The sequence below is a fragment of the Chitinophaga sp. genome, assembly GCF_035538455.1.
Lineage (GTDB): Bacteria > Bacteroidota > Bacteroidia > Chitinophagales > Chitinophagaceae > Chitinophaga.
The window spans coordinates 20,000-40,075 of sequence record NZ_DATLKJ010000182.1 but is presented as its reverse complement, the minus strand read 5'-3'; the positions used below and the strand labels follow the sequence as shown (position 1 = coordinate 40,075).

General features: G+C 44.8%; 17 protein-coding genes and 2 tRNA genes. 9 read left to right on the top strand and 10 right to left on the bottom strand.

Annotated elements, in window-relative coordinates; genetic code table 11:
* The first annotated feature begins 214 nt into the window (after window positions 1–214).
* Window positions 215–2,149: a hypothetical protein gene (locus VM802_RS21845; protein ID WP_325534552.1), complete on the top strand. Its 1,935-nt coding sequence runs from the start codon at window positions 215–217 to the stop codon at window positions 2,147–2,149.
* 95 nt (window positions 2,150–2,244) lie between these two features.
* Here the strand turns inward: VM802_RS21845 and VM802_RS21840 are convergent, their stop codons facing one another.
* The gene (locus tag VM802_RS21840) at window positions 2,245–2,583 is read right to left on the bottom strand and encodes a magnetosome magnetite crystal formation protein family (RefSeq protein WP_325534549.1); all 339 of its coding nucleotides are present in this window, start codon (window positions 2,581–2,583) and stop codon (window positions 2,245–2,247) included.
* 404 nt (window positions 2,584–2,987) lie between these two features.
* On the opposite strand from VM802_RS21840, the gene VM802_RS21835 reads away from it, so the two are divergent.
* Window positions 2,988–3,058, top strand: a tRNA-Gln gene (locus tag VM802_RS21835).
* A 326-nt stretch (window positions 3,059–3,384) separates the two neighbouring features.
* Here the strand turns inward: VM802_RS21835 and VM802_RS21830 are convergent.
* Complete coding sequence (locus tag VM802_RS21830; protein ID WP_325534547.1) at window positions 3,385–4,242, bottom strand: hypothetical protein; 858 nt, start codon at window positions 4,240–4,242, stop codon at window positions 3,385–3,387.
* A 136-nt stretch (window positions 4,243–4,378) separates the two neighbouring features.
* On the opposite strand from VM802_RS21830, the gene VM802_RS21825 reads away from it, so the two are divergent.
* On the top strand, window positions 4,379–6,076 hold the full coding sequence (locus tag VM802_RS21825; RefSeq protein ID WP_325534545.1) for a hypothetical protein: 1,698 nt from the start codon (window positions 4,379–4,381) through the stop codon (window positions 6,074–6,076).
* Window position 6,077: 1 nt separating this feature from the next.
* On the opposite strand, the gene VM802_RS21820 is transcribed toward VM802_RS21825, so the two are convergent.
* Window positions 6,078–6,530 carry a GNAT family N-acetyltransferase gene (locus VM802_RS21820; RefSeq protein WP_325534543.1) on the bottom strand — a complete coding sequence of 151 codons (453 nt, stop codon included), beginning with the start codon at window positions 6,528–6,530 and terminating at the stop codon, window positions 6,078–6,080.
* A gap of 99 nt (window positions 6,531–6,629) precedes the next feature.
* Between VM802_RS21820 and VM802_RS21815 the strand changes: the two genes are divergently transcribed.
* The 4 genes from VM802_RS21815 to VM802_RS21800 all read left to right on the top strand — a co-directional run bounded on the left by VM802_RS21815 (window position 6,630) and on the right by VM802_RS21800 (window position 9,637).
* A tRNA-Gln gene (locus VM802_RS21815) sits at window positions 6,630–6,700 on the top strand.
* 494 nt (window positions 6,701–7,194) lie between these two features.
* A complete protein-coding gene (locus tag VM802_RS21810; RefSeq protein WP_325534541.1) occupies window positions 7,195–7,815 on the top strand; it encodes an Xre family toxin-antitoxin system antitoxin in 621 nt (206 codons plus the stop codon).
* 10 nt (window positions 7,816–7,825) lie between these two features.
* Window positions 7,826–8,311 (top strand): RES family NAD+ phosphorylase, encoded by a 486-nt coding sequence (locus VM802_RS21805; protein WP_325534539.1) that lies wholly within the window; start codon window positions 7,826–7,828, stop codon window positions 8,309–8,311.
* Between the two features lie 384 nt (window positions 8,312–8,695).
* Window positions 8,696–9,637 (top strand): MBL fold metallo-hydrolase, encoded by a 942-nt coding sequence (locus VM802_RS21800; protein WP_325534537.1) that lies wholly within the window; start codon window positions 8,696–8,698, stop codon window positions 9,635–9,637.
* Between the two features lie 79 nt (window positions 9,638–9,716).
* Here VM802_RS21800 and VM802_RS21795 read toward each other — a convergent pair whose 3' ends face one another.
* Together VM802_RS21795 and VM802_RS21790 are read right to left on the bottom strand one after the other, a co-directional pair.
* Window positions 9,717–10,673, bottom strand: a complete 957-nt coding sequence (locus VM802_RS21795; RefSeq protein ID WP_325534535.1) for a terpene synthase family protein — start codon at window positions 10,671–10,673, stop codon at window positions 9,717–9,719.
* 126 nt (window positions 10,674–10,799) lie between these two features.
* On the bottom strand, window positions 10,800–12,527 hold the full coding sequence (locus VM802_RS21790) for an ATP-binding response regulator (protein WP_325534533.1): 1,728 nt from the start codon (window positions 12,525–12,527) through the stop codon (window positions 10,800–10,802).
* 294 nt (window positions 12,528–12,821) lie between these two features.
* On the opposite strand from VM802_RS21790, the gene VM802_RS21785 reads away from it, so the two are divergent.
* A complete protein-coding gene (locus VM802_RS21785; RefSeq protein ID WP_325534531.1) occupies window positions 12,822–13,439 on the top strand; it encodes a hypothetical protein in 618 nt (205 codons plus the stop codon).
* A gap of 31 nt (window positions 13,440–13,470) precedes the next feature.
* On the opposite strand, the gene VM802_RS21780 is transcribed toward VM802_RS21785, so the two are convergent.
* Genes VM802_RS21780 through metN form a run of 4 tightly spaced genes read right to left on the bottom strand, consistent with a single transcriptional unit; the run spans window position 13,471 to window position 17,501 of the window.
* Window positions 13,471–14,925, bottom strand: a complete 1,455-nt coding sequence (locus tag VM802_RS21780; RefSeq protein WP_325534529.1) for an amino acid permease — start codon at window positions 14,923–14,925, stop codon at window positions 13,471–13,473.
* A gap of 41 nt (window positions 14,926–14,966) precedes the next feature.
* On the bottom strand, window positions 14,967–15,788 hold the full coding sequence (metQ, locus tag VM802_RS21775) for a methionine ABC transporter substrate-binding lipoprotein MetQ (protein ID WP_325534527.1): 822 nt from the start codon (window positions 15,786–15,788) through the stop codon (window positions 14,967–14,969).
* Window positions 15,789–15,823: 35 nt separating this feature from the next.
* The gene (locus tag VM802_RS21770) at window positions 15,824–16,477 is read right to left on the bottom strand and encodes a methionine ABC transporter permease MetI (RefSeq protein ID WP_325534525.1); all 654 of its coding nucleotides are present in this window, start codon (window positions 16,475–16,477) and stop codon (window positions 15,824–15,826) included.
* A complete protein-coding gene (metN, locus tag VM802_RS21765; RefSeq protein WP_325534523.1) occupies window positions 16,470–17,501 on the bottom strand; it encodes a methionine ABC transporter ATP-binding protein MetN in 1,032 nt (343 codons plus the stop codon). The genes VM802_RS21770 and metN overlap by 8 nt, the downstream gene beginning before the upstream one ends.
* Before the next feature lie 241 nt (window positions 17,502–17,742).
* Here metN and VM802_RS21760 point away from each other — a divergent pair, with 241 nt between their 5' ends.
* Window positions 17,743–18,204: an Lrp/AsnC family transcriptional regulator gene (locus VM802_RS21760; RefSeq protein WP_325534521.1), complete on the top strand. Its 462-nt coding sequence runs from the start codon at window positions 17,743–17,745 to the stop codon at window positions 18,202–18,204.
* Between the two features lie 115 nt (window positions 18,205–18,319).
* On the opposite strand, the gene VM802_RS21755 is transcribed toward VM802_RS21760, so the two are convergent.
* Window positions 18,320–20,071, bottom strand: coding sequence for a SusD/RagB family nutrient-binding outer membrane lipoprotein (locus VM802_RS21755; protein ID WP_325534519.1), 1,752 nt, complete (start codon window positions 20,069–20,071; stop codon window positions 18,320–18,322).
* Window positions 20,072–20,076 lie beyond the last annotated feature (5 nt).

Below are 20,076 nucleotides of genomic sequence, written 5' to 3'. Positions count from 1 at the left end.
CAATAGAAAAGGCCGGATATTTTCGCTCGTGGAGTTCTGATGGCGGAAGGGAGGCTTTTCAATTTGTAAGTCATTTAATCCTCACTGTAAAGGAACTCTGCATGCAAAAGTATAGGCCTGTCGTGGATTTCCGTCATTTTCTACATCTACATGACAACTACAGGGGGCATTTATTTATGTCTACAAAACATCTACAAAATTGTATTTTTGACGCATGAACCATATCCACAAAGCAAGGGTGATTTTGATAATGACTATCCTTTTACAGCTTATCACACCCGTGGTTGTTGCCCAGACAGTACTGGATTCCTTGAAACAGATACTGTTAAAACCTACTACACCGGTAGAGGAGCAGGTGATGACGCGCCTGCGTATGAGTAAGCCGTTGGTAGACAGGAGCCGCCAGGAGGCTGTTACCAACACAATAATCGCATTGAATATGAGCCGGTCATTGAAAGACCCCAAATATGAGGCGCTGGCTCATTCCACAATGGTCGCCATGACCTATACGGAGGAAGATACTGCCGGTGTCAGGCGACATCTCGACAGTGCTTTTGTGCTGGCAGAGAAGTCTGGTGATCAGCTAACGCTCACGAACGTCTGGTATCGTAAAGGATGGCTGGAAAACCGCTCTGGTAAGCCGCATGAGGCAGTGAAAAGTTATCTGCATGCATTGAAGCTGGGAGAAAAACTGAAAGACAATATCTACGAAGCGAATATCTACTACAATCTGTCTTCTATCTATGGAGACTGGAATGACCGTGATAATCAATATAAATACGCCTGGCAGACCCTGACCGCCGCCAGGCGAAGAGCAGATCCTGATGACCTTTGTAACGCATATCAGGCGCTGGCCAGTAGCTTTGAAGGACGTTTCGGCAATGATACCACGCAACGCGCGGCCCTGGACTCCGCCCTGTACTACAACCGCAAGGCAATGGCCACTTACGAAGTAAACAAAAGCAGGGTAAGCTTTCACAGCACGATGGCCATCATGGCCCTCAACACAGCCAATATATACGATCAGTATTTTCCACGCAGCTACCGCGATTCAGCATTGCATTACCTGGATATTGCCCTGAAGATCGGGATTGCCACCGACCAGCAGGAAGTAATTGCCAGCACTTATGGCATGAGAAGCAACTTTGCCATTGCAGACGGCGACTATAATCTCGCATCAGATCTGCTGCTGAGCGGACTGGTGGCCATGGGACATTATTCGCAGCCAGACAACAAACTGATGGCCCATTTCATGGAAGCGTTGTCTGATGTGGAAGAGAAAAAAGGCGATCTGCACGAAGCCCTTAAATATGCACGGGAACATACAAAATATTACACCGCTGCTTTCAATGCTGAGCGTATGGCAGCCTCCAAACGGCTGGAAGCTCAGTATGAAGCGCAGAAAAAAGAACGGGAACTGGCCTCCCTGCAGGCAGCCTCCGCTTACAACAGGAAGCTTAATATTGTATATGTGGTGCTCATAGTGGCTTGTCTGATTGCCTTGTTGTACATCTTCCGTTCCTACCACTTCCGCCTTAAATCCACCATACAACAACAACAACTGCTGGAGAAAGAGAAAGATGACACAGCACTGCAGATAAGATTGAAGGAAGAGGAAGCCCGCCGCCTTCAGCTGGAACATCAGGAAGCTGTGTTACAGGCCCGTCTTCAGGCAGAAGAAGCCGCCCGCCTTCAGGCGGAACAGGAATTGATGCGGGCGCAGAAAGAGCAGCTGCAGAAAGATCTGCTGGCTGGTACCTTACAGGTGGAACAAAAGAATGAACTGCTGCAAACACTTCAGAATAAACTTTCTGAAAAGACAGTAGACCGCAGCCTCGCGGGTCAGATCACGCGCATGATTGATCAGCATCGGCGCATGGATGAAGACTTTGAGGCCGCAAAAACAGATCTTGAACACATACATCCTGAATTTTTCAGCAGGTTGCAGGAAAAATCGGGAGGTACATTAACCCGTCTGGATCTCAAACATTGTTCCTATATTTTTATGGGATTATCTACCAAGGAAATATCCTCCAGGATGGGAGTGGCGCCGAAAAGTATTCTTATGTCGCGCTACCGCATCAAGCAAAAGCTGGGACTGGGCAAAGAAGAAGGCCTGGATGCTTTTCTGCTGTCAGTAGGAAAATAGATACACGATACTATAAAAAACAAGGCCAGTTCCCAGAAGGGAGCTGGCTGTTTGATTTGTAGAATGGATGAATGATATACCTATCAGGTATGTGTTTAGTTTCTCTGCAAGAAAACAAACCTGTTCTCAAACAGTCTACCTATCAAAGGTATAGGTCTCTGACTACCACTATTGGCGTTAATGATTCCGAATACCATGAAGATCAACGGTAGCAAGCCAGCCGCTGACAATACGGTTTTCATCAATGGCATTACAGATATAACAATACCAAGAGCGATGGACCAAACAATGGAGAAAATAATCAGCCCCAGCGATTGCTCCAGATGATAATTTACCAATGTACTTTTCAGTTGTGGTTCTTCTCTTTTAACATAGGTAACAATCCAGCCTATAATTGTAATGTAGGAGATCATTGCCCATTGATTTGTCTTCATAGCAGTGCTGATTTTTTTGAATGATTAAGGATAAAATGGAACGCAGAACAAAGGTAGGGGCATGGGGATATGATGCTGCATTCGGTGCTACTACAGTGCATCTACAGCGAAGAAAGATGCTATCTACAAAATAACTACAAATGAATTAAGTGATTTATTATCAATATATTATAGATGTATTGCCTTATGCTTTGAGCCCCAGCCACGGAGCTGTTTCCAGATGGGCGTCAGTTCATGACCTGGTTCAGTTGGCATTACCGCGTTACTGGTGCTCGTCTTACATGACTTTCTTCAGCACAGGGCGGTAATGAAACAGTGTATTACATCAGGATACTGAGGTGTAAGATGTTTTTAGAATGAGATTTGTTTTTCCCGAGGAAAAAACTACATTTGCGTCCCGGAATTGCCTAATAGTATAACGGTAGTACGACAGACTCTGACTCTGTTTGTCTTGGTTCGAATCCAGGTTGGGCAACAGAAATGGACAAGCCGAGATGATCTCCGGGTTGTCCATTTTTCATTTATCAAACTCTTAATGCTACAAAGAAAGCGGCTAACCGCAATTTCAGTTTTGTATCATTTGATACGGTAACAGATACGCGTTTACAGTCTTCCGGATCTTTCCCCACGCCCAGAGTTGCCGGCATCATTAAACTTTAATTCTTTACTGGGCTTACCTAACAACGTTGTATTGTATGTACACACGTATTCAATGCATACCCACAATTTCTCCGATCGTACTGTTTATTGATATGTCAGTACCGGAGGCGTTTTTTTACCGGGGGTATGTTAAATATCTCTCTAAAACTTCCATTTATAAAAATAGAGAGGAGCATTCTCTCCTTCACTGATAGTTACATACCCATCATTGCCGGGAAGGATAGCAATACCTTCGCCTTGTTTTTCTATTACATAGGGCAGTTCTTTTGCGGGCTTACTCATGGCCTGTTCTACAGTTTCATTGTTGTTACGGCGCCAGTAGTAGACATCCGTTAATGTTTTGATCACGATGTGATAACCGTCTTTGGAAATATCACCGGAAACAACCCAGGTGTAGGGCAGCGTGATGAGCTTTTGCAGGGTGGCTTTTTCACCGTCTTTGAAAAGCAACCGGTCTGTTTTGTAAAGGCTTATTTTCCGTTCTCTTTTGCTGAGGATGTAAATGCTCTTGCTGATGGGGTCTATCATCAGTGACTCTGCATCACGCGGGCCATTGGGATATTGAAGCGTTAATACATCAGGTGTGATTTTCTTGTGTGTTGAAGGTATTGTTGAAGGCTCTTCAAAACGATAGATCCTGATGTGTTTGCGTATACCTTTATTGTCACCGATGTCGCCTACATACACGTAGTGTTTTCCTGCAACGGGGCCGGAACCTTCTGCAATATCTTCCCAGTCGCGGTTGGATACATCTTCGAGCTTGTAAGTGCTGAGAAGTTGTGCTTTAGTATTGATAAGAAATACTTCCGGTTTGTTGCCGCTATCGTTATGGGTCCAGTAACAACCAGGCAAAGTGCTGCTGGCTGCAATGCCGGAGGCTTCGGTTATTTTATCCGAAGAGATATTGCCGAGGATCTCTGGCTTTACGGTGGCTGTTGTCTGGGCAATGGTCCATGTAGTAAAACTGCAAAGTAGTACAGTGATCATCAGTCGCATCATATCCGTTGTTATTTTACAGCAGGTAATTTACTTAAAAAACGGGAGGTCTTTTTCTAATCATCTTATAATGTGGGCACAGCAATGGGCATCTTATCTTTGACACTTCTGTTCTGAAGTAAAATATATATATCCATATATGAAATGCCTCAAATACTTGCTGGCAGCGGCTTTTATTGTCTGCTGCGGGATGCGGGCTATTGCCCAATCGGATTATATCAATATCGGCAATAAACAGTATCAGCTGCTGGACAGGCTGGACATACGACTGCAGAATGATTCCCTGCTGGGATTTACTACTGTGAAACCCTACGACCGGAGAAAGATAACGGAAAGCGTATTGCGCATTGATTCGCTTGACAAAGCAGGTGCGTTACCTTTTCACCTTACCCCAACGGACAGATACAATATACAGCGCCTGCTTATGGATAACTGGGAGTGGGCGGGCGCTTATGCGGATTCCTTCAGGATAAAGCCACTGTTTCACACTTTCTATCAAACACCTGCAAACCTGTATGCCGTTAATACAAAGGATTTCAAGCTGGTCATCACTCCGTTACTTAATCTTCAGTATGGATACGCCAATGATGGTACCGGCAGTATTTTTCAGAATACCCGTGGCATCAGTATACGTGGAAATATTGCAGGGAGGCTTGGCTTCTATACCATCCTGACAGATAACCAGGAACGTGACCCTGCTTATGTCAGGGACTTTGTGAACAAGTATGATGCAGTGCCGGGAGCGGGTTTCTACAAGCTGTATAATAAAAACGGCTATGATTATTTTGATGCAAGGGGCGGCATTTCATTCAATGCTGCGAAATATTTTGACATACAGTTTGCCTACGATAAACTCTTTATTGGTAATGGTTTCCGTAGTTTGTTGCTGAGTGATTTCAGCAGTAACTACCTGTATCTCCGTATCAGCACCAGGATCTGGAAGTTTGACTACGAGAATATTTTTGCGCAGACCATTGCGCCTTTTCCGCCTTATGGCCTGGATGGCAAGCGGGATATGCGTCCGCGCAACTACATGATGATGCACCATTTGTCATTGCAGGTGAGCCGCTGGTTGAATATTGGGTTTTATGAGAACATCATGGAAGATGGAAAGAACGGGTTGCAGCTGAGTTACCTCAACCCGGTGATCTTTTACAGATCGGTGGAGCAGCAGCTGGGTGCGGCCGGTAAAGCCAATATCGGGCTGGATTTTAAGGCGAATATCGCCCGGTCGGTGCAGCTATACGGACAGCTGCTTATCAATGAATTTGTGACCAGGGAAGTGTTGCATTACCGTCGTGGCAATTTTGCTAACAAACAGGGCTTGCAGGTGGGTGTGAAGTATGTAGATGCGTTCCATGTGAAGAATCTTGATCTGCAGGCAGAGGCAAATTTTGTACGTCCGTTCACGTATACGAATTATGATAGTACTACCAATTTTACACATTACAATCAACCGCTGGCACACCCGTTGGGAGCCAACTTCAGGGAGTTTATCGGTATGGCGCGGTATCAGCCGGCGCGGAAGGTGCACCTGACCGGCAAGTTGTTGTATCATCAGCAGGGGCTTGATTCCGCAGGGGTGAATATGGGCAGCAATGTGTTCAGGAGTTATAATAGCCGGCCGCGGGATTATGGGTTCTATATTGGCAGCGGTATTCCGGCAACCGGTATGATGGCGGCATTGGGGGCATCATGGGAGATTTTTGAGAATATGTTCATTGATCTCAACGCCACTTACCGCAGATATAGTGTGCAGGACCAGCCACATACCAATACCTTCTTTTATACTGCTGGTATCAGGATGAATCTGCAACCGAGAGCGTTTAATTTTTAGGTTACAATGATAGCTGTAACCTGATCATATGGCGGCATGGAATACCGTTTTCTATGATAGGCTCAGGGTAGTTGTCGGTGAAGTAATTTGGGATGATGCCGGTAATGTCGAAGCCCATTTTTTGATAGAGATACAGCTGACCGATGCTGGAGTTGCCGGTACCTATCATAACGGTTTGGCACCGGAGCTGCCGGCACTTTTCTATGGTGGCGGTGATGAGCTGCTGGCCCCAGCCTTTACGCTGGTGCGTTGCTGTTATTGATATATTGTATATTTCTGCAATGTTATTTTGAATGCCTGTTACAGAGATCCCGGTGAGTTGGTCATCGAGATATAATTTCAGTACGAGCGCATCCTGCAGATAGGTGTGGATCTTTTCTTCGAGTGGATCTGCATCCAGTAACAGCGACATTTCCAGCGGTCCTATGTGGGTATCGTTATCTGTAATGAGCATGGATTTTCTTTGCTACAAAGATATTTTTTGTAAAGATTTCTTGAGTTTTTTTTGTCGATTTAGTAAAATGTTATAATTTCGCGATCCTGATTTGATAATTGCCCGATAGTATAACGGTAGTACGACAGACTCTGACTCTGTTTGTCTTGGTTCGAATCCAGGTCGGGCAACAAGCCGAAATTCTCGCTAGTAGAGGGTTTCGGCTTTTTTTATTTCCCTTCTCCAGTGCGATAGTCCTGAAAAAAACAGCCGCTCATGTATTAACCATTCTCAATGAAGGCAGTTAATGCCAGCAAGGTAATCGAATGTAAATTCTGCTGATTGGGACCTACCAGGTACATCTTCAAGCATAGTTATTCTATTCTATTCTATTCATTCTCTTTCTTCGGATTATTGCATACATATTTAGAATAATACCCAGCTTCGTTTTGAGTTATTTTAGACTGGATGCCTAGTTTGTGAAATTTTTCTCTTTTTAAACAGAAAAATTTCGTATTATTGTATTGCGATAAACAAGAGGATATGGAAATATCGACGTTAAACCTAAGATCAAGTGGATTCGTCTAAAGAATCATTAATGCGGGTAATACATATTGCTAGGTAACCCGCGTGTATACTTGCCGGCTGCCTATTGCCGAGATTATTTATTTAAAGTAGTGAAAAAATGACAGTCCTGAAACAGAACGATCCCAAGAGCAAGAAGCCGTCTCGGGGTTTGAGTGTTGGGAAATTAAAATCGAGCCACAAAACGGCAAAAGCAAACACAAAATCAATTGTTACCGGAAAAAAAGGAGGTACAGTGCAAGTAAATGCGCCAAAGAAAGTAAAGGCAGAAGAAAAGGTCCTATTGGTAGAAACCAAACAAAATTGGGGGGGCAATGCCGGCTCTTTGGAGGGTAAATTCGATTATATTACTGGGTTATCCAGCATTGTAAATAAAGCTATGAAAGGAGTAGACGTACAGATATTTTACACTTTCGCTAATACGATCGATATTCCCGATAGGTATTTGGCCGAAATACTTAATACTACTGCCCGAACTCTTTCTAACTATAAGGAGCAAGGCAAAACCCTCGAACCAGTAAAGGGGGAGCATTTGCTGAAACTTATAGGTTTATTTAAAAAAGGAGAACGAATTTTTAGTACCCTAAGTGAATTCCAACATTGGCTGTCAAAGCCAAGAATGGGTTCAGTTAAGGCGCCTGTAGAGCTACTGGTCACACCAGGAGGGATTGATCTGGTGTCCCAAGAGCTGGATAGGATAGCGTATGGGTATGCTTTTTAAAGTTTATTAAATGCTAGTATACAGAATCACTCTAAGAGAGTATGCTAATAATTTATATGCTGGCGGTGGGGTAGGTAGATGGAACCCGGAAGGTAATAAAGTGATATACACAGCAGGAAACATCTCGTTGGCTGTATTGGAGAATATGTGCCACCGCCAAGGTGCCGGTTTTAATGGTAATTTCTGTACAATGGTAGTTGAATTCCCGGATGAGTTGGGAACAACGACATACAGGGTTGATGATTTGCCGAGAGGCTGGAATAATACGGATTGGACCGATTCCGATATGTATGCGGTTAGTCATTCCATAGGCGATCAGTGGTACCGTGAGGCTAAGACTGCTATTTTGAAAATACCATCTGTCGTTGTACCTCAGGAATTCAATTTTGTATTAAATAGTATGCACCCCGATTTTTCACAGGTGAAGTTGAAACTGGTGACTGAATATGTACCTGATGAACGATTGAATGACCTTTTGAAGAAGTATCCGAAGTAAATACGATGTGACGTAGAGTGATTTTGTGTTGAATGAGATTTATTAATCATGCTACTAAAAATGGCTGGATCCTAGATCCAGCCATTTTACTTGGGACATAAGTGTTTAAATTCCACATGGAGAGAATTGTTTTAAGATCTTATGGCAGTGCGATGATATCCTCATTAGGATAGATTAGCGCAATAACCTGTTTTGTCCATTTTTTGGATGCTTCACTTACTATAATTTTGCAGCAATAACTGCACACAGCACATTGATATGATGTTATCTGATTCCTGATGATAAAACCATAGAGGTCCCCGTAGTGCCATTATTATGAAAAACCAGCTACACACACTTTATCTCTGCAAGCAAAAACAGACCGGCTTTTAAAACACAAGAAATATGAGCACAATTATGATTCACACTAAAGAACAGGTAAGCACAACACCACAAACGGTATTAAGACGCCAGAAAATGAAATTAATTGGAATAGCGCTGCTGATCGCAAGCATTATTCTTTCGGATTCAGTATCAGCGCAGCACAAAAAGTCCTTCCAATGGATTGGAGGGCCAACTTATGTGCTGCAACTTGGAAGTTTTAAGATTTTGACGGACCCTATGCTTTGCCCCAAAAGCGATACGGCTTTCGTAATCAAGAAACATCCTTCAACCGGAGCAATGAATGCATATATTCAAAGATTAATTGCGCCGCCTGCATTTGATACGGCAAACATTGATCTCCTGTTGGTAAGTCACCCGCATGCTGACCATTTTGACAGAGAAGCAAGAGCCTCACTCAATAAACAGTTAAATGTTGTGGCACCAGGTGTAAATAAAGCTACATTGCAAGGGTGGGGATTTGATCACACCACCGGATTAAACTGGGGCGATACAACAATCATGACAAAAGGTGATGAAACACTGCGCATCATTGCTGTGGAAGCCATGCATGCAAAAGACGAACCGTTAAGAACAGAGTTAGGAAAAGGGAATGGTTACATTATCGAGTATGTATATAAAAACAAAACATACCGTGTATACTGGACTGGCGATACTGTTTGGTTTGATAATATGGAACAATACACTAAATACGGAAAAATCAACCAGTTTATTCCAGACATGGGTGCCGTTGGTTCTGACGGAAAAATGGGCAGACGTGGCTTAAACTCAGAAGACTGTTTAAAGATCATTAAGGCTTTAAATCCGGATTTAATTACACCTGTTCACCATTCTACATTCTCTATGTATGTAGAACCTATTTCCCAGTTACAACAGACGTTAGCTGCAACCCCATATAAAAACAGATTGAAGATCATCCAGACGGGGAACACAATTAAGTTGTAAGCATGATTTAATCAAATACAATAGATTATTAAAATGGCTGGATGATATATTCAGCCATTTTAATTTTGACCCACCTTACTCACTTGTAGCTGAACTTGTACCTCGTCGTCTCTTTTTCGCTCCAGTCAACATTTCCACGAATGATATGCATCAAAGATGTGACGTAGGTAAACAGGTCGTTGGAATGGTTTTTTTTTAATAATAGTTCGGATTCCTTTATGAATATGTCCATGTCATTGTTGTGCTTGTTCATTGCCCTGGATATGGCTTCCTCCTGATCAACCTGACCGTGATACTGTATCAGTGATACGAGGTTGTATATGTCTTTCTGCTCTATTTCTTTGGAAAGTGAATACAGATCGTTGGCCCAGCATACGATGTTCCTGCATTGCAGGGTGAGGCCGTCAATTACAGTATTTAACTTTCCCCAGTCTTCCTGTAGCCCTGTAACAGCATAGATCGTATCTGTGGCAATATTGGCGGCGCCGAGGTAATTGCGGTAACGGACATATTCTTCGATGGGAGGTATACGATGGTTGCTGATATTATTCAGCTGCCACAAGGCAGCATTGAAAGTGTCCTGTATGCTGGCCACAAAGCGATGCTGCCAGTCGATGGACGTTATATTACACATGCGCTCCCAGAATTCAGCCAGTGCGGCTAAAGCGGGGTGATGCTGGTTTTCCCAGGATCTGTGTTCTGTGAGAACCGTAAGAAAGTTACCCACAAAATGTTTCAGATTATTCTTCTCTCCAATGCCGGTGTTCAGGTCTTGCTGATGATCGATCTGATCATCGAGGAGGAAAAGTAGTGTATTGATATCTGTAATGGCGAAGAGTATGTCTGTACGTGCGGTGGGAAACATCCGGGCAACCATGTATGCAAAGCCTTGTCTGCGGTATATCTCATATTCGTGCTCCCTAAGCAGGTTGAATCGCCTGAGCCACTTATCTGTATGGTTTTCTGCGAGTGCAACCAATGGATGAATTGCAGGTGCAATAGGACATTGCAAAGCCGGCAATAGAACGGAATACATATCTTACGAGTACTTTAATGTTGATGAATGGTGTATGCCCGAATCAAAGAATAACCGGGATAAAAGCCTGTTAACGTTTGATTAAATTATGGGCAGAGGCTGCAACTGCCGTTCAGTTGGAGAAGGTTACAGTATGTATACAGGATTCAGTAGCTGTGTCAACGTAGCGTTGAGGTTTTCTACAGATAAGGGTTTCAGGATATGTCCATCGGCGCCGCCTTCCAGGGCGATGGTTTTGTTGAGGTAAGTATCGCCGGATACAATGATGATCTTAGCAGTTGTTGGATTGGGCATCTGACGTAGTTTCCGGGTGAGGTCAAGCCCGGTCATGTCTCCGAGTATATTGTCCAGCAGGATGATATCTGGGTTACATCCTGCTTCAATAAGCGAAATAGCGGAACGGGCGCTTTCCGCCAGCAGGAGTGTGGCGCCGAGATTTTCCAGGAGCAGTGAAATATAAATGCGTTGTATGCCGTCGTCGTCTACCAGCAGGATCTTCAGCCTGGAGTAGTCCGGTTGATCCGGCGCCGTTAGTATGGCGGAAGGCAGCTCTCTTTCCACCAGTCTGAAACCAGCGATGAATGTAACGCCAGGCCCATCGTTGTTATAAACGCGGATGGACCCGCCCAGCAGGGTTACCAGTCGTTCCACAATGTACAGGCCCAGGCCTGTACCTTCAGCAGCGTTGTCGCTTTTTGTTTCAAAAGGCTCAAATGCTTTTTCCAGTGCATCATTGGGCATGCCTGGCCCCTGATCTGAGACAGACAACCACCAGATATCTCTGTCGTTAGTGAGGGTAACGTTTATCACAGTTTGCTGCCTGGTGAATTTAATAGCGTTATACAGCAGGTTGTTTACAATACGGGTGAGTTTTTCTTCATCGCCTTCAATGCATGCGGGCAGTGTATAACTGATGTCGAGATGCAGTACTACTTCTTTTCTGGCGGCCATGTATTGTCCAATTTTCACAATGCCGTTAATCCAGGTGCGGATTACGAGCGGCTCTTTCCTGACTTCATACAGTTTGCCTGACTCCAGCCGCGACAGATCCAGTGAAGAATTGATCACATGCAGCACCTGGTAGCAGGCAGCATGGAGATCATGGTAGGTTTCATATAGCTCCGGCGACTGATGCCGGCTGTCGATCAGCAGCTGGCTGATACTGTACACGGTATTCAGCGGAGAACGGATTTCGTGCATGGTCTCGCGTACATAGGCCGTTTTGGTTTCATTGGCCCTGGCCAGCTGTTCTGAGCGGATATTCAGCTCTTTGGTAGTAGAGGTGAGATTATTGTGCAGTTGTGTATTGATATAGTCGTAATAATAAAGGATGACGGCATTCAGCAACAGGATAGATGCTTCTGTGATCCACCGCACATGCCCGGCTTCGTAGTTGATGCCGAGTGGTGTGATGATCTGATAAGCATTGTTGATCTCGATCGCGATAATTGTAAAGACACTGATTACAATGCAGGCCAGCCGTCCTGTTTTGTTGCGCAGCACCAGCAGCGGCAATCCCACAAGGAATACAGCCATGAGGTTAACATCTATATAGTGACCGAACAACAACCCGAAATACAATACGGCTGCATTGATGGTGAGGTGCGTCATCACGGCTGCCAGTACATACTTCTTCCGGTAATTACACCATAATACAAAAGTATAAAAGGGGATTTCTGAATAACCTACTATTCCAATACGGGCAGATCCTGTCAGATAATATAAAAGGCTTCCGGCAATCAATGCCAGATAAATATTTGTAAGTGCAACGGTATTAACAATCAACACCAGTTTCCTCAAATCACCGGATGTGGTATCAGCTCCGATTCTATGCAGCCGCAGCAAAAGATTCATAAGGGTCGTATTAGATAGTGTCAGGTTGGGCCTGTTCAGCTTCATTTACACTAAAGGGAGGAGGCAGGGTTATGCAACTTTTCTTGTTGAAAAAGTAATGTTTTTCCGAGGTATTTGTGTTAATCAGATCTTAAAAAGAATTGAATTAACAATCAGAGGGGCACCTAAATCAGGGATATTCCCCGGAAAAGCTCCGGCACGGCGGCTCGCGATCTTTTTATATTATTTGGTAATTTATAGATAATAACATTTTCCGGCAGCATTGGTTTATCTTCAGCCTTATTTTCTATGCCAATGAAACACATATTTTTCTTCCTGCTGCTTATATCTATCTCTCTCAGCAGTATTGCTCAAATGGATAACTCTGCGGAAATAGAAACTGTAAAGCTCCGCCATCCGGAATATACTTCCGGTAAAATGTTGGTGATTACCTGTGGCGGATTGTCCAGCCGGAAGTTTGGACAGGATCTGCAGACAGCGTTGGAGAAGAAACTGGGGAAACTGAATGTGGCTACTAGTTTTACCTATCTTGGGCCGGACTCTACCTATAGTAACGAAGTGCTAAAGCAGGCGGCTGCACAATATCCGGATGCATATGTGTTATTTATACAACCGGCATTTGTGCGTGACACCAGGTACGCATCTTTCGGCGTGGCAGAAATAGCGGGCAGCAGTCTTGTAGAAATAATTGCCAGGAGGGATATGTATATGAAGCGATTGAAAAGAGGAAGAGAGCAGTCGGAGCGATTGTGTGATTATTATCTGTCGGAAGGTAATCAGGTTGAAAATCCTTTCTGGAAAGGGTCATTCGTCACCAGCACCAACATGGCTTCTGAAAGAACCTATAAAGAACTGGCGGAACATCTTGTTAATAACTGGAAAGAAAATAAGCTAATAGAGAAGATAAAATGAAACACGCAGCCATCAGACTGCGTGTTTCATTTTATAGATTTTCTTTTTCATTTCTTAACCGGCTGTGTTTCTTTCCGTACAGCAGGTATATTACAATACCTATCAACATCCATATAAACAGGCGTCCCCAGCTGTTAAGCGGCAGTCCAACCATCAACGCTACGCACACGGCAATACCCAGCAATGGTACTACCGGTACCCACGGTACCCTGAAGGGTCTGTGTATTTCAGGATTGGTACGACGCAGTATGATAACACCCACAGACACCAGTGAGAAGGCAAATAAAGTTCCGATGCTTACCATGTGCCCGAGATCTGATATGGGAACGAAACCTGCAAGCGCGCCTACGAATACGAGGAAGAAGAGGTTACTCTTCCATGGTGTTTTATAGCGGGAATGTAAGTCACTGAAGAATGACGGTAGCAGGCCATCTTTAGCCATGCTGTAAAATACTCTTGACTGCCCCATGAGCATTACCAGTATCACTGAGGTGTAACCGGCCAGTATGGCAATGATCAGTGCACTGCTCAGGAAGTGGTAACCGGTCACCGCAAAAGCGGTAGCAGCGGGGCTTGCATCTCCTTTAAAAGCGGTATAGGGCACCAGGCCTGTCATTACATAAGAGAAGGTTACATAAAGTAAAGTAGCTACCAGTAAAGATCCTATGATACCTATCGGCATATCTTTCTGCGGGTTCTTTGCTTCCTGTGCAGCAGTAGACACCGCATCAAATCCGATGAAGCCAAAGAACACTACGGCCGCGCCACGTATGATGCCCGACCATCCGAAGTGTCCGAACTGACCAGTATTAGCCGGAATGAAGGGATGATGGTTAGCTGTCTTCACAAAAGACCATCCAAGTGCAATAAACAACAAGATCACACTTATTTTCAGGATCACGAGCAGGTTGTTCATCGTAGCGGATTCTTTCGTACCCCTGGCCAGTACCAGGGAGAGCACTGCCACAATGAATACGGCAGGCAGGTTGATGATACCGCCGTGTATCACGGCGCCATCGGCCAGTTTAATGGGGTCAAACGGTGAAGCCGTAAGTTCCGGCGGCAGATGTATCTGGAACTGTTCCAGCATCTTTACGGCATAACTTGACCAGCTTACTGCTACTGTTGCGGATGCCAGCGCATATTCCAGCACAAGGTCCCAGCCGATGATCCAGGCCATCCATTCCCCAAGCGTGGCATAGGTGTAGGTATATGCAGACCCTGCAACGGGGATCATTGATGCATATTCTGCATAGGAGAGTGCACAGAAGGCACAGGCAATGCCTGCCAGTACAAAAGAAAGAATAACGGCGGGGCCTGCATTTTCAGAAGCTACGATGCCGGTAAGCGAAAAGATGCCGGCGCCTACAATGGCGCCAATGCCCAACGCTACAAGGTTTACCGGGCCCAGCGAGCGTTTGAGCTCATTGCCGCTACCCCTTTTCTGATCGGCGATCAGTTGGCTGATAGATTTTTTGAAGCGCATATAATTTCCTTTGGTGTATGATTATTTTTAAGGGCGATGTATTACCACCCCTTGATTGCGCCACCCTTGAATTCTTTCTCTGCAGCCTGCGCTACTTCCGGCGATTGATAAGCCTGTACAAATTTCTTTACTTTCTCTTCAGTTTTGTTGTCTTCCCTTGCTACTACCAGGTTAACGTAGGGCGACTTGCTGTCTTCAACAAAGAGGCCGTCGCGGCTGGGTACCAGTCCGGCTTTGCCGGCGAAGGTATTGTTGATGATGGCCACGGTTACATGTTCATCGTCGAGTGCGCGTGGCAACTGCGGTGCTTCCAGTTCCAGTATTCTCAACTCTTTGGGGTTGCCGGTAATATCTATCACTTTAGGCAGCAGCCCTACGCCGTCTTTCAGCTGCAGCAGTCCGATCTTCTGTAACAGTAACAGCGAGCGGCCGCCATTGGTTGGGTCGTTGGGGATAACGATGGTGCTTTGTGGCTGAATATCAGCAATGTTCTTAATTTTCTTTGAATACCCGGCAATCGGGAACACGAACGTGTTGCCAACTGGTACCAGTTTGTAGCCGCGTTGCCTGCACTGTTCATCCAGGAAGGGTTTATGCTGGTATACGTTGATGTCCAGGTCACCCTGATTCAGTGCCGCGTTGGGCATCACGTAATCATTGAAAGCCACCAGTTCCACATCCAGGCCGTATTTTGTTTTGGCCACCTGTTGAGCTACCTGTGCTACATTATATTCCGGTCCGGATGACACGCCTACCTTAATGTGGTTGGGATCACTTTTTTTTGTGCCGCCACCGCAGCTCCAGAGGAGCGTGGTGATGATAAGGGCTGTTGAGAGTAACAATATTTTTTTTCCGGTATGCATAAAGCTGTTGTTTTATTTTTAGTAAGATGAGATGATTAACGATGATCCACTCTTCTGGCGATAAAGTCGCCGGTGAACTGTATCAGGAATACAAGCAGTATCAGCAGCACCAGCACGATGTTCATAATCATGAAATCATAGCCGATATAACCATACTGATAACCTATCTGTCCTAACCCGCCTGCACCTACAGCGCCTCCCATGGCGGAATATCCTACCAGTGTGATCAGCGTAATGGAAGCACAGTTTACCAGTGACGGCAGTGCCTCTGGTAGTAATACCTTGTATACGATCTGGAAAGGTGTGGCGCCCATTGCCCTGGCAGCTTCTATCAGTCCGCCGGGAACGGCTATCAGGCTGTTTTCCACCATCCTGGCGATGAAGGGCGCGGCACCTACGCTCAATGGTACCAGGGCAGCGCTCACACCGATGGAAGTGCCCACCACCGCACGGGTGAAGGGTATCATCCATACAATGAGGATGATGAAAGGGATAGAACGGAATATATTTACTACTACTGATATGATACGGTTTAAGGCGGTATGTTCCAGCACCTGTCCTTTGCGCGTCATGAAAAGAAGCACACCTGTGGGAAGCCCCAGCACAAAGCCGAAGAAGCCGGATACAAACGTCATCACTATTGTTTCCCAGATGCCTTTCAGCAGCAATGATAAGATCTGATCAGACATAACCTTTTATTTCTGCGTTTATATGTTTCTCATTAAAATATTCAAAAGCCTTGCGGTAGTTTTCTTCACTCCCTGAAAGCTCTACCAGCATGGCGCCGAAGCTGGCCGTACCGGCATAATCCATTTGTGCGCTGATGATCTTCACATTTATATTGAACAACCGTGATACTTCAGATAATACTGGTTCATTGACAGATTTGCCGGTGAGCTCCAGTTTTACCAATGGGCGTAAATGTCCGTTGTTGGTGGCTTGCAGACGTTGCTGATAAGCCTCCGGAATATCTACATGCAGGGAAGAGGAAAGGAAGTCTTTTGTCAGCTGTGTAGCCGGATGTGTAAATACTTCTCCTACGGGACCCTGTTCTATCAGTTTGCCCTGACTGATTACAGCCACCGTGTCACAAATGGATTTGATGACATCCATTTCATGTGTGATCAGCAGGATAGTGATGCCGAGACGGCGGTTAATATCTTTCAGCAGGTGCAGTATTGACCTGGTAGTGGCGGGGTCCAGGGCGCTCGTCACTTCATCACATAGTAACACTTTGGGTTGTGTGGCTAGTGTGCGCGCAATGGCAACACGCTGCTTCTGTCCACCGGAGAGGCTTGCGGGGTAATCATGTACCTTATCTTCCAATCCGACCAGTCGCAGCAGCTCCGATACTTTTTCTCTGATGGTGGCTGCCGGCGTATGGTCCAGCTCCAGCGGAAACGCGATGTTGTCAAATACGGTACGGGAGGAGAGCAGGTTGAAATGCTGGAATATCATGCCTATCTGGCGTCTCTCTTTGGAAAGTTCTGCAGGCGTAAGTTGTGTGAGGTCGCGGCCATTTACGATCACCACGCCGGATGTTGGCCGCTCCAGCAGGTTCACGCACCGGATAAGGGTACTCTTGCCTGCGCCGGATGTGCCAATGATGCCAAAGATCTTGCCTGCGGGGACAGTCAGCGAAACGTCGGACAGGGCAGTGATCTCCTTGTGTTTCTGAGAGAATATCTTAGTAATTCCTTTTAATTCGATCATCAAAATACGGTGTCGGGATATAGTGTAATACAGTGCTATACTGCATTTCCCGTTATTTTTTATTGTTATAAAAGAGAGGTATGTATTACCTCAAAAATTGCCCACAAAATTAGCGATACCAAGAAAGAGATTTATTTTTGAGCGATAATTCAGTAATAATTACTGCTCAATGAAAAAATGGCAGGAATTTTTTCTTTATATTATATTAGTCTACTAAATTTGTGGACAATTTTGCTGCAACATGGAACAATTGGATAAAACAGACATCAGGATATTGCGGATACTGCAGAAGGATGCAAAGAAGACAACGAAAGAAATAGCAGAACTGCTTAATCTTTCTGTATCGCCCGTATATGAAAGGATCCGTAAGATGGAGAAGGAGGGGTATATTCAAAAGTATGTGGCCATCCTCGACAAGAAGCTGCTGAAGCGCTCTATTACGGCGTTCTGCCAGGTGTCTATCAAGTTGCACAATGAAACCAGTATTGAAACTTTCGAGGCGGAAGTGATAGCATTGGAAGAGGTGCAGGAATGTTACCACCTGGCTGGTGATGTGGACTTTTTATTAAAGATCAACATGGAAAGCCTGGAAGAGTATCATACATTTCTGCGGCAGAAGCTCTCGAAGATTCCTAACATTTCTACACTGAACACCACTTTTGTATTGAAGGAAAGCAAACATTCATCGGAGCTTTTCTTTTAGATGTAGTTATTTTATTATTTAAAATGCATCGGAGATTGTGCCGTACTATATTAGTTACACAATCTCCGATGCATTTTAAATAATAAAATAACTACATAATCAAATAGCTATATAGCTATTGGTAGTTGTAATTATCCCAGTATGGATTTTTTGTTTTTGCATCAGCAGGCACCCAGAATATAGGTGTGGTGGTATTATTCTGTGATGCAACTTTAGAGAAATTATCCGGGTTATTGGTCAGCTCAATGCTTGGATAGTGAACTCTTTCCGGCATTGGTTTCCACACATTGGAGCGCCAGGTGAACGGCTCCAGTTTGGGATGACGTGTTCTTCTCAGCTCAGCCCACAGTTCATAGGGCTGCAGGAGGTTGAGGTGGATGTATTTCTGCTGCATCAGTATCTCCATTTTATCATCAAGAGAACCAGCTGTGATGAACTTGGCTTTCACTGTCTCGCCCCATGCGCTGATTACTGCATCAGCTGGTTTGTTGGGATAGATCATTGCCAGCTGTGATGGATCCAGCTCATTTTTTGCATAATTGCTGAGCTTATTGATCGTATACCAATAGTTGGTGGAATGAATCACTGCATCCTTGATATGCTCTTCGGCAGCTTTGCCGGTATTAGCTAATCCTTTCAGGGCAATTTCCGCTAACAGCAGATCTGCTTCGGCTAGTGTGGACATGTACACCGGCATGTACTGGTTATTATGGAAAGTAGCATGGTTGTACATGGATTTGGCATTTGTAGAAAGACTTAATTTGATATTGTCTGCAAATGCATAGTATTTCTGTCCGCTGTTGTACAACGCATCCTGTGCTTCGATATTGGCGGATACGCCGCGGTAATCTTTGAATTTGGTAGGCATTGCCAGTACCGGCAGGCGCGGATCGTCGATACCTTCCTGGTAAGTAGAATCGCCGTAATTAAGACGCTTCATGATGATATTTGGAATGAAGGCTGCATATGTATTTTCATACAGACCACGTTGCCAGGTACCACCGCCTTTTACATCTACCAGGAACCATAATGACCAATAGAGGTCAGTAGATGGTAATGGTTTTGAGAGTGCATCCTGTATCAGCGGTTTTGCAAAAGCACCGTCTACACCTGCGAGTCTTACCAGTAGCTTCAGTCTGGTGAAATTGATGAAGGCCAACCATTTGCTGATATCACCTTGGAAAGCAAGGTCCTGCTTGGTGAATGTGGCTTTCGCTATATCAGTCATTTGGTTGTAGGTAGCCGGCAATGTAGTCAGCAGATCACCCATTTCCTTGATAATGGATTCATAAACAGCCTGCGGATCATCATACTTTGGGAACAGGTACTGTGGCGTTGCTTTGCTGCCCTGGAAAGCATCCGCATAAGGAATAGAGTTGAAGAAATCAACGAGTTTAGCGCTCTGATAGGCTTTGATAAAACCTGCCAGCTTTGCATAGATTTCTCCGTCCAGTTTGTACTGACCAGAACGTCTGCTTAATGTATCCTGGATTACTTCGTAGTTCTTCAGCTTGGTGTAGCTGTTCTGAAAATAAGACTGACCGGTGATCGGGAAGTCATCGAAGCCATTGCCGCTGGTGAGGTCATTATAACTGCTAAACCAGTCATAACGATAGGAGATGTAGCGTTGGGCTATCTGGCTGTAGCCGGTAATACTGGTACCACCGTTGAGCAGGTAGTACCATTCGCCGTAATCCTGTACCAGTATCTTATTGGTAGTGATCAATTGCGTGAACATGCCAGGCACTACATCTGTAACGCCTCCGCTCAATTCATCAGGATTATAGAATCTGTTTTCAACATCCTTTTTGCAGGAGCCCAGCACGGTTGCCAGTAGCAGGCCAATATATAAACTTGTTTTTTTCATTTCTC

Bases quoted from the DNA above. Each gene is read 5' to 3' on its own strand.
- VM802_RS21845 (WP_325534552.1), top strand. From the start codon at position 215: ATGAACCATATCCACAAAGCAAGGGTGATTTTGATAATGACTATCCTT.
- VM802_RS21840 (WP_325534549.1), bottom strand. From the start codon at position 2,583: ATGAAGACAAATCAATGGGCAATGATCTCCTACATTACAATTATAGGC.
- VM802_RS21830 (WP_325534547.1), bottom strand. From the start codon at position 4,242: ATGATGCGACTGATGATCACTGTACTACTTTGCAGTTTTACTACATGG.
- VM802_RS21825 (WP_325534545.1), top strand. From the start codon at position 4,379: ATGAAATGCCTCAAATACTTGCTGGCAGCGGCTTTTATTGTCTGCTGC.
- VM802_RS21820 (WP_325534543.1), bottom strand. From the start codon at position 6,530: ATGCTCATTACAGATAACGATACCCACATAGGACCGCTGGAAATGTCG.
- VM802_RS21810 (WP_325534541.1), top strand. From the start codon at position 7,195: ATGACAGTCCTGAAACAGAACGATCCCAAGAGCAAGAAGCCGTCTCGG.
- VM802_RS21805 (WP_325534539.1), top strand. From the start codon at position 7,826: ATGCTAGTATACAGAATCACTCTAAGAGAGTATGCTAATAATTTATAT.
- VM802_RS21800 (WP_325534537.1), top strand. From the start codon at position 8,696: ATGAGCACAATTATGATTCACACTAAAGAACAGGTAAGCACAACACCA.
- VM802_RS21795 (WP_325534535.1), bottom strand. From the start codon at position 10,673: ATGTATTCCGTTCTATTGCCGGCTTTGCAATGTCCTATTGCACCTGCA.
- VM802_RS21790 (WP_325534533.1), bottom strand. From the start codon at position 12,527: ATGAATCTTTTGCTGCGGCTGCATAGAATCGGAGCTGATACCACATCC.
- VM802_RS21785 (WP_325534531.1), top strand. From the start codon at position 12,822: ATGAAACACATATTTTTCTTCCTGCTGCTTATATCTATCTCTCTCAGC.
- VM802_RS21780 (WP_325534529.1), bottom strand. From the start codon at position 14,925: ATGCGCTTCAAAAAATCTATCAGCCAACTGATCGCCGATCAGAAAAGG.
- metQ (WP_325534527.1), bottom strand. From the start codon at position 15,788: ATGCATACCGGAAAAAAAATATTGTTACTCTCAACAGCCCTTATCATC.
- VM802_RS21770 (WP_325534525.1), bottom strand. From the start codon at position 16,477: ATGTCTGATCAGATCTTATCATTGCTGCTGAAAGGCATCTGGGAAACA.
- metN (WP_325534523.1), bottom strand. From the start codon at position 17,501: ATGATCGAATTAAAAGGAATTACTAAGATATTCTCTCAGAAACACAAG.
- VM802_RS21760 (WP_325534521.1), top strand. From the start codon at position 17,743: ATGGAACAATTGGATAAAACAGACATCAGGATATTGCGGATACTGCAG.
- VM802_RS21755 (WP_325534519.1), bottom strand. From the start codon at position 20,071: ATGAAAAAAACAAGTTTATATATTGGCCTGCTACTGGCAACCGTGCTG.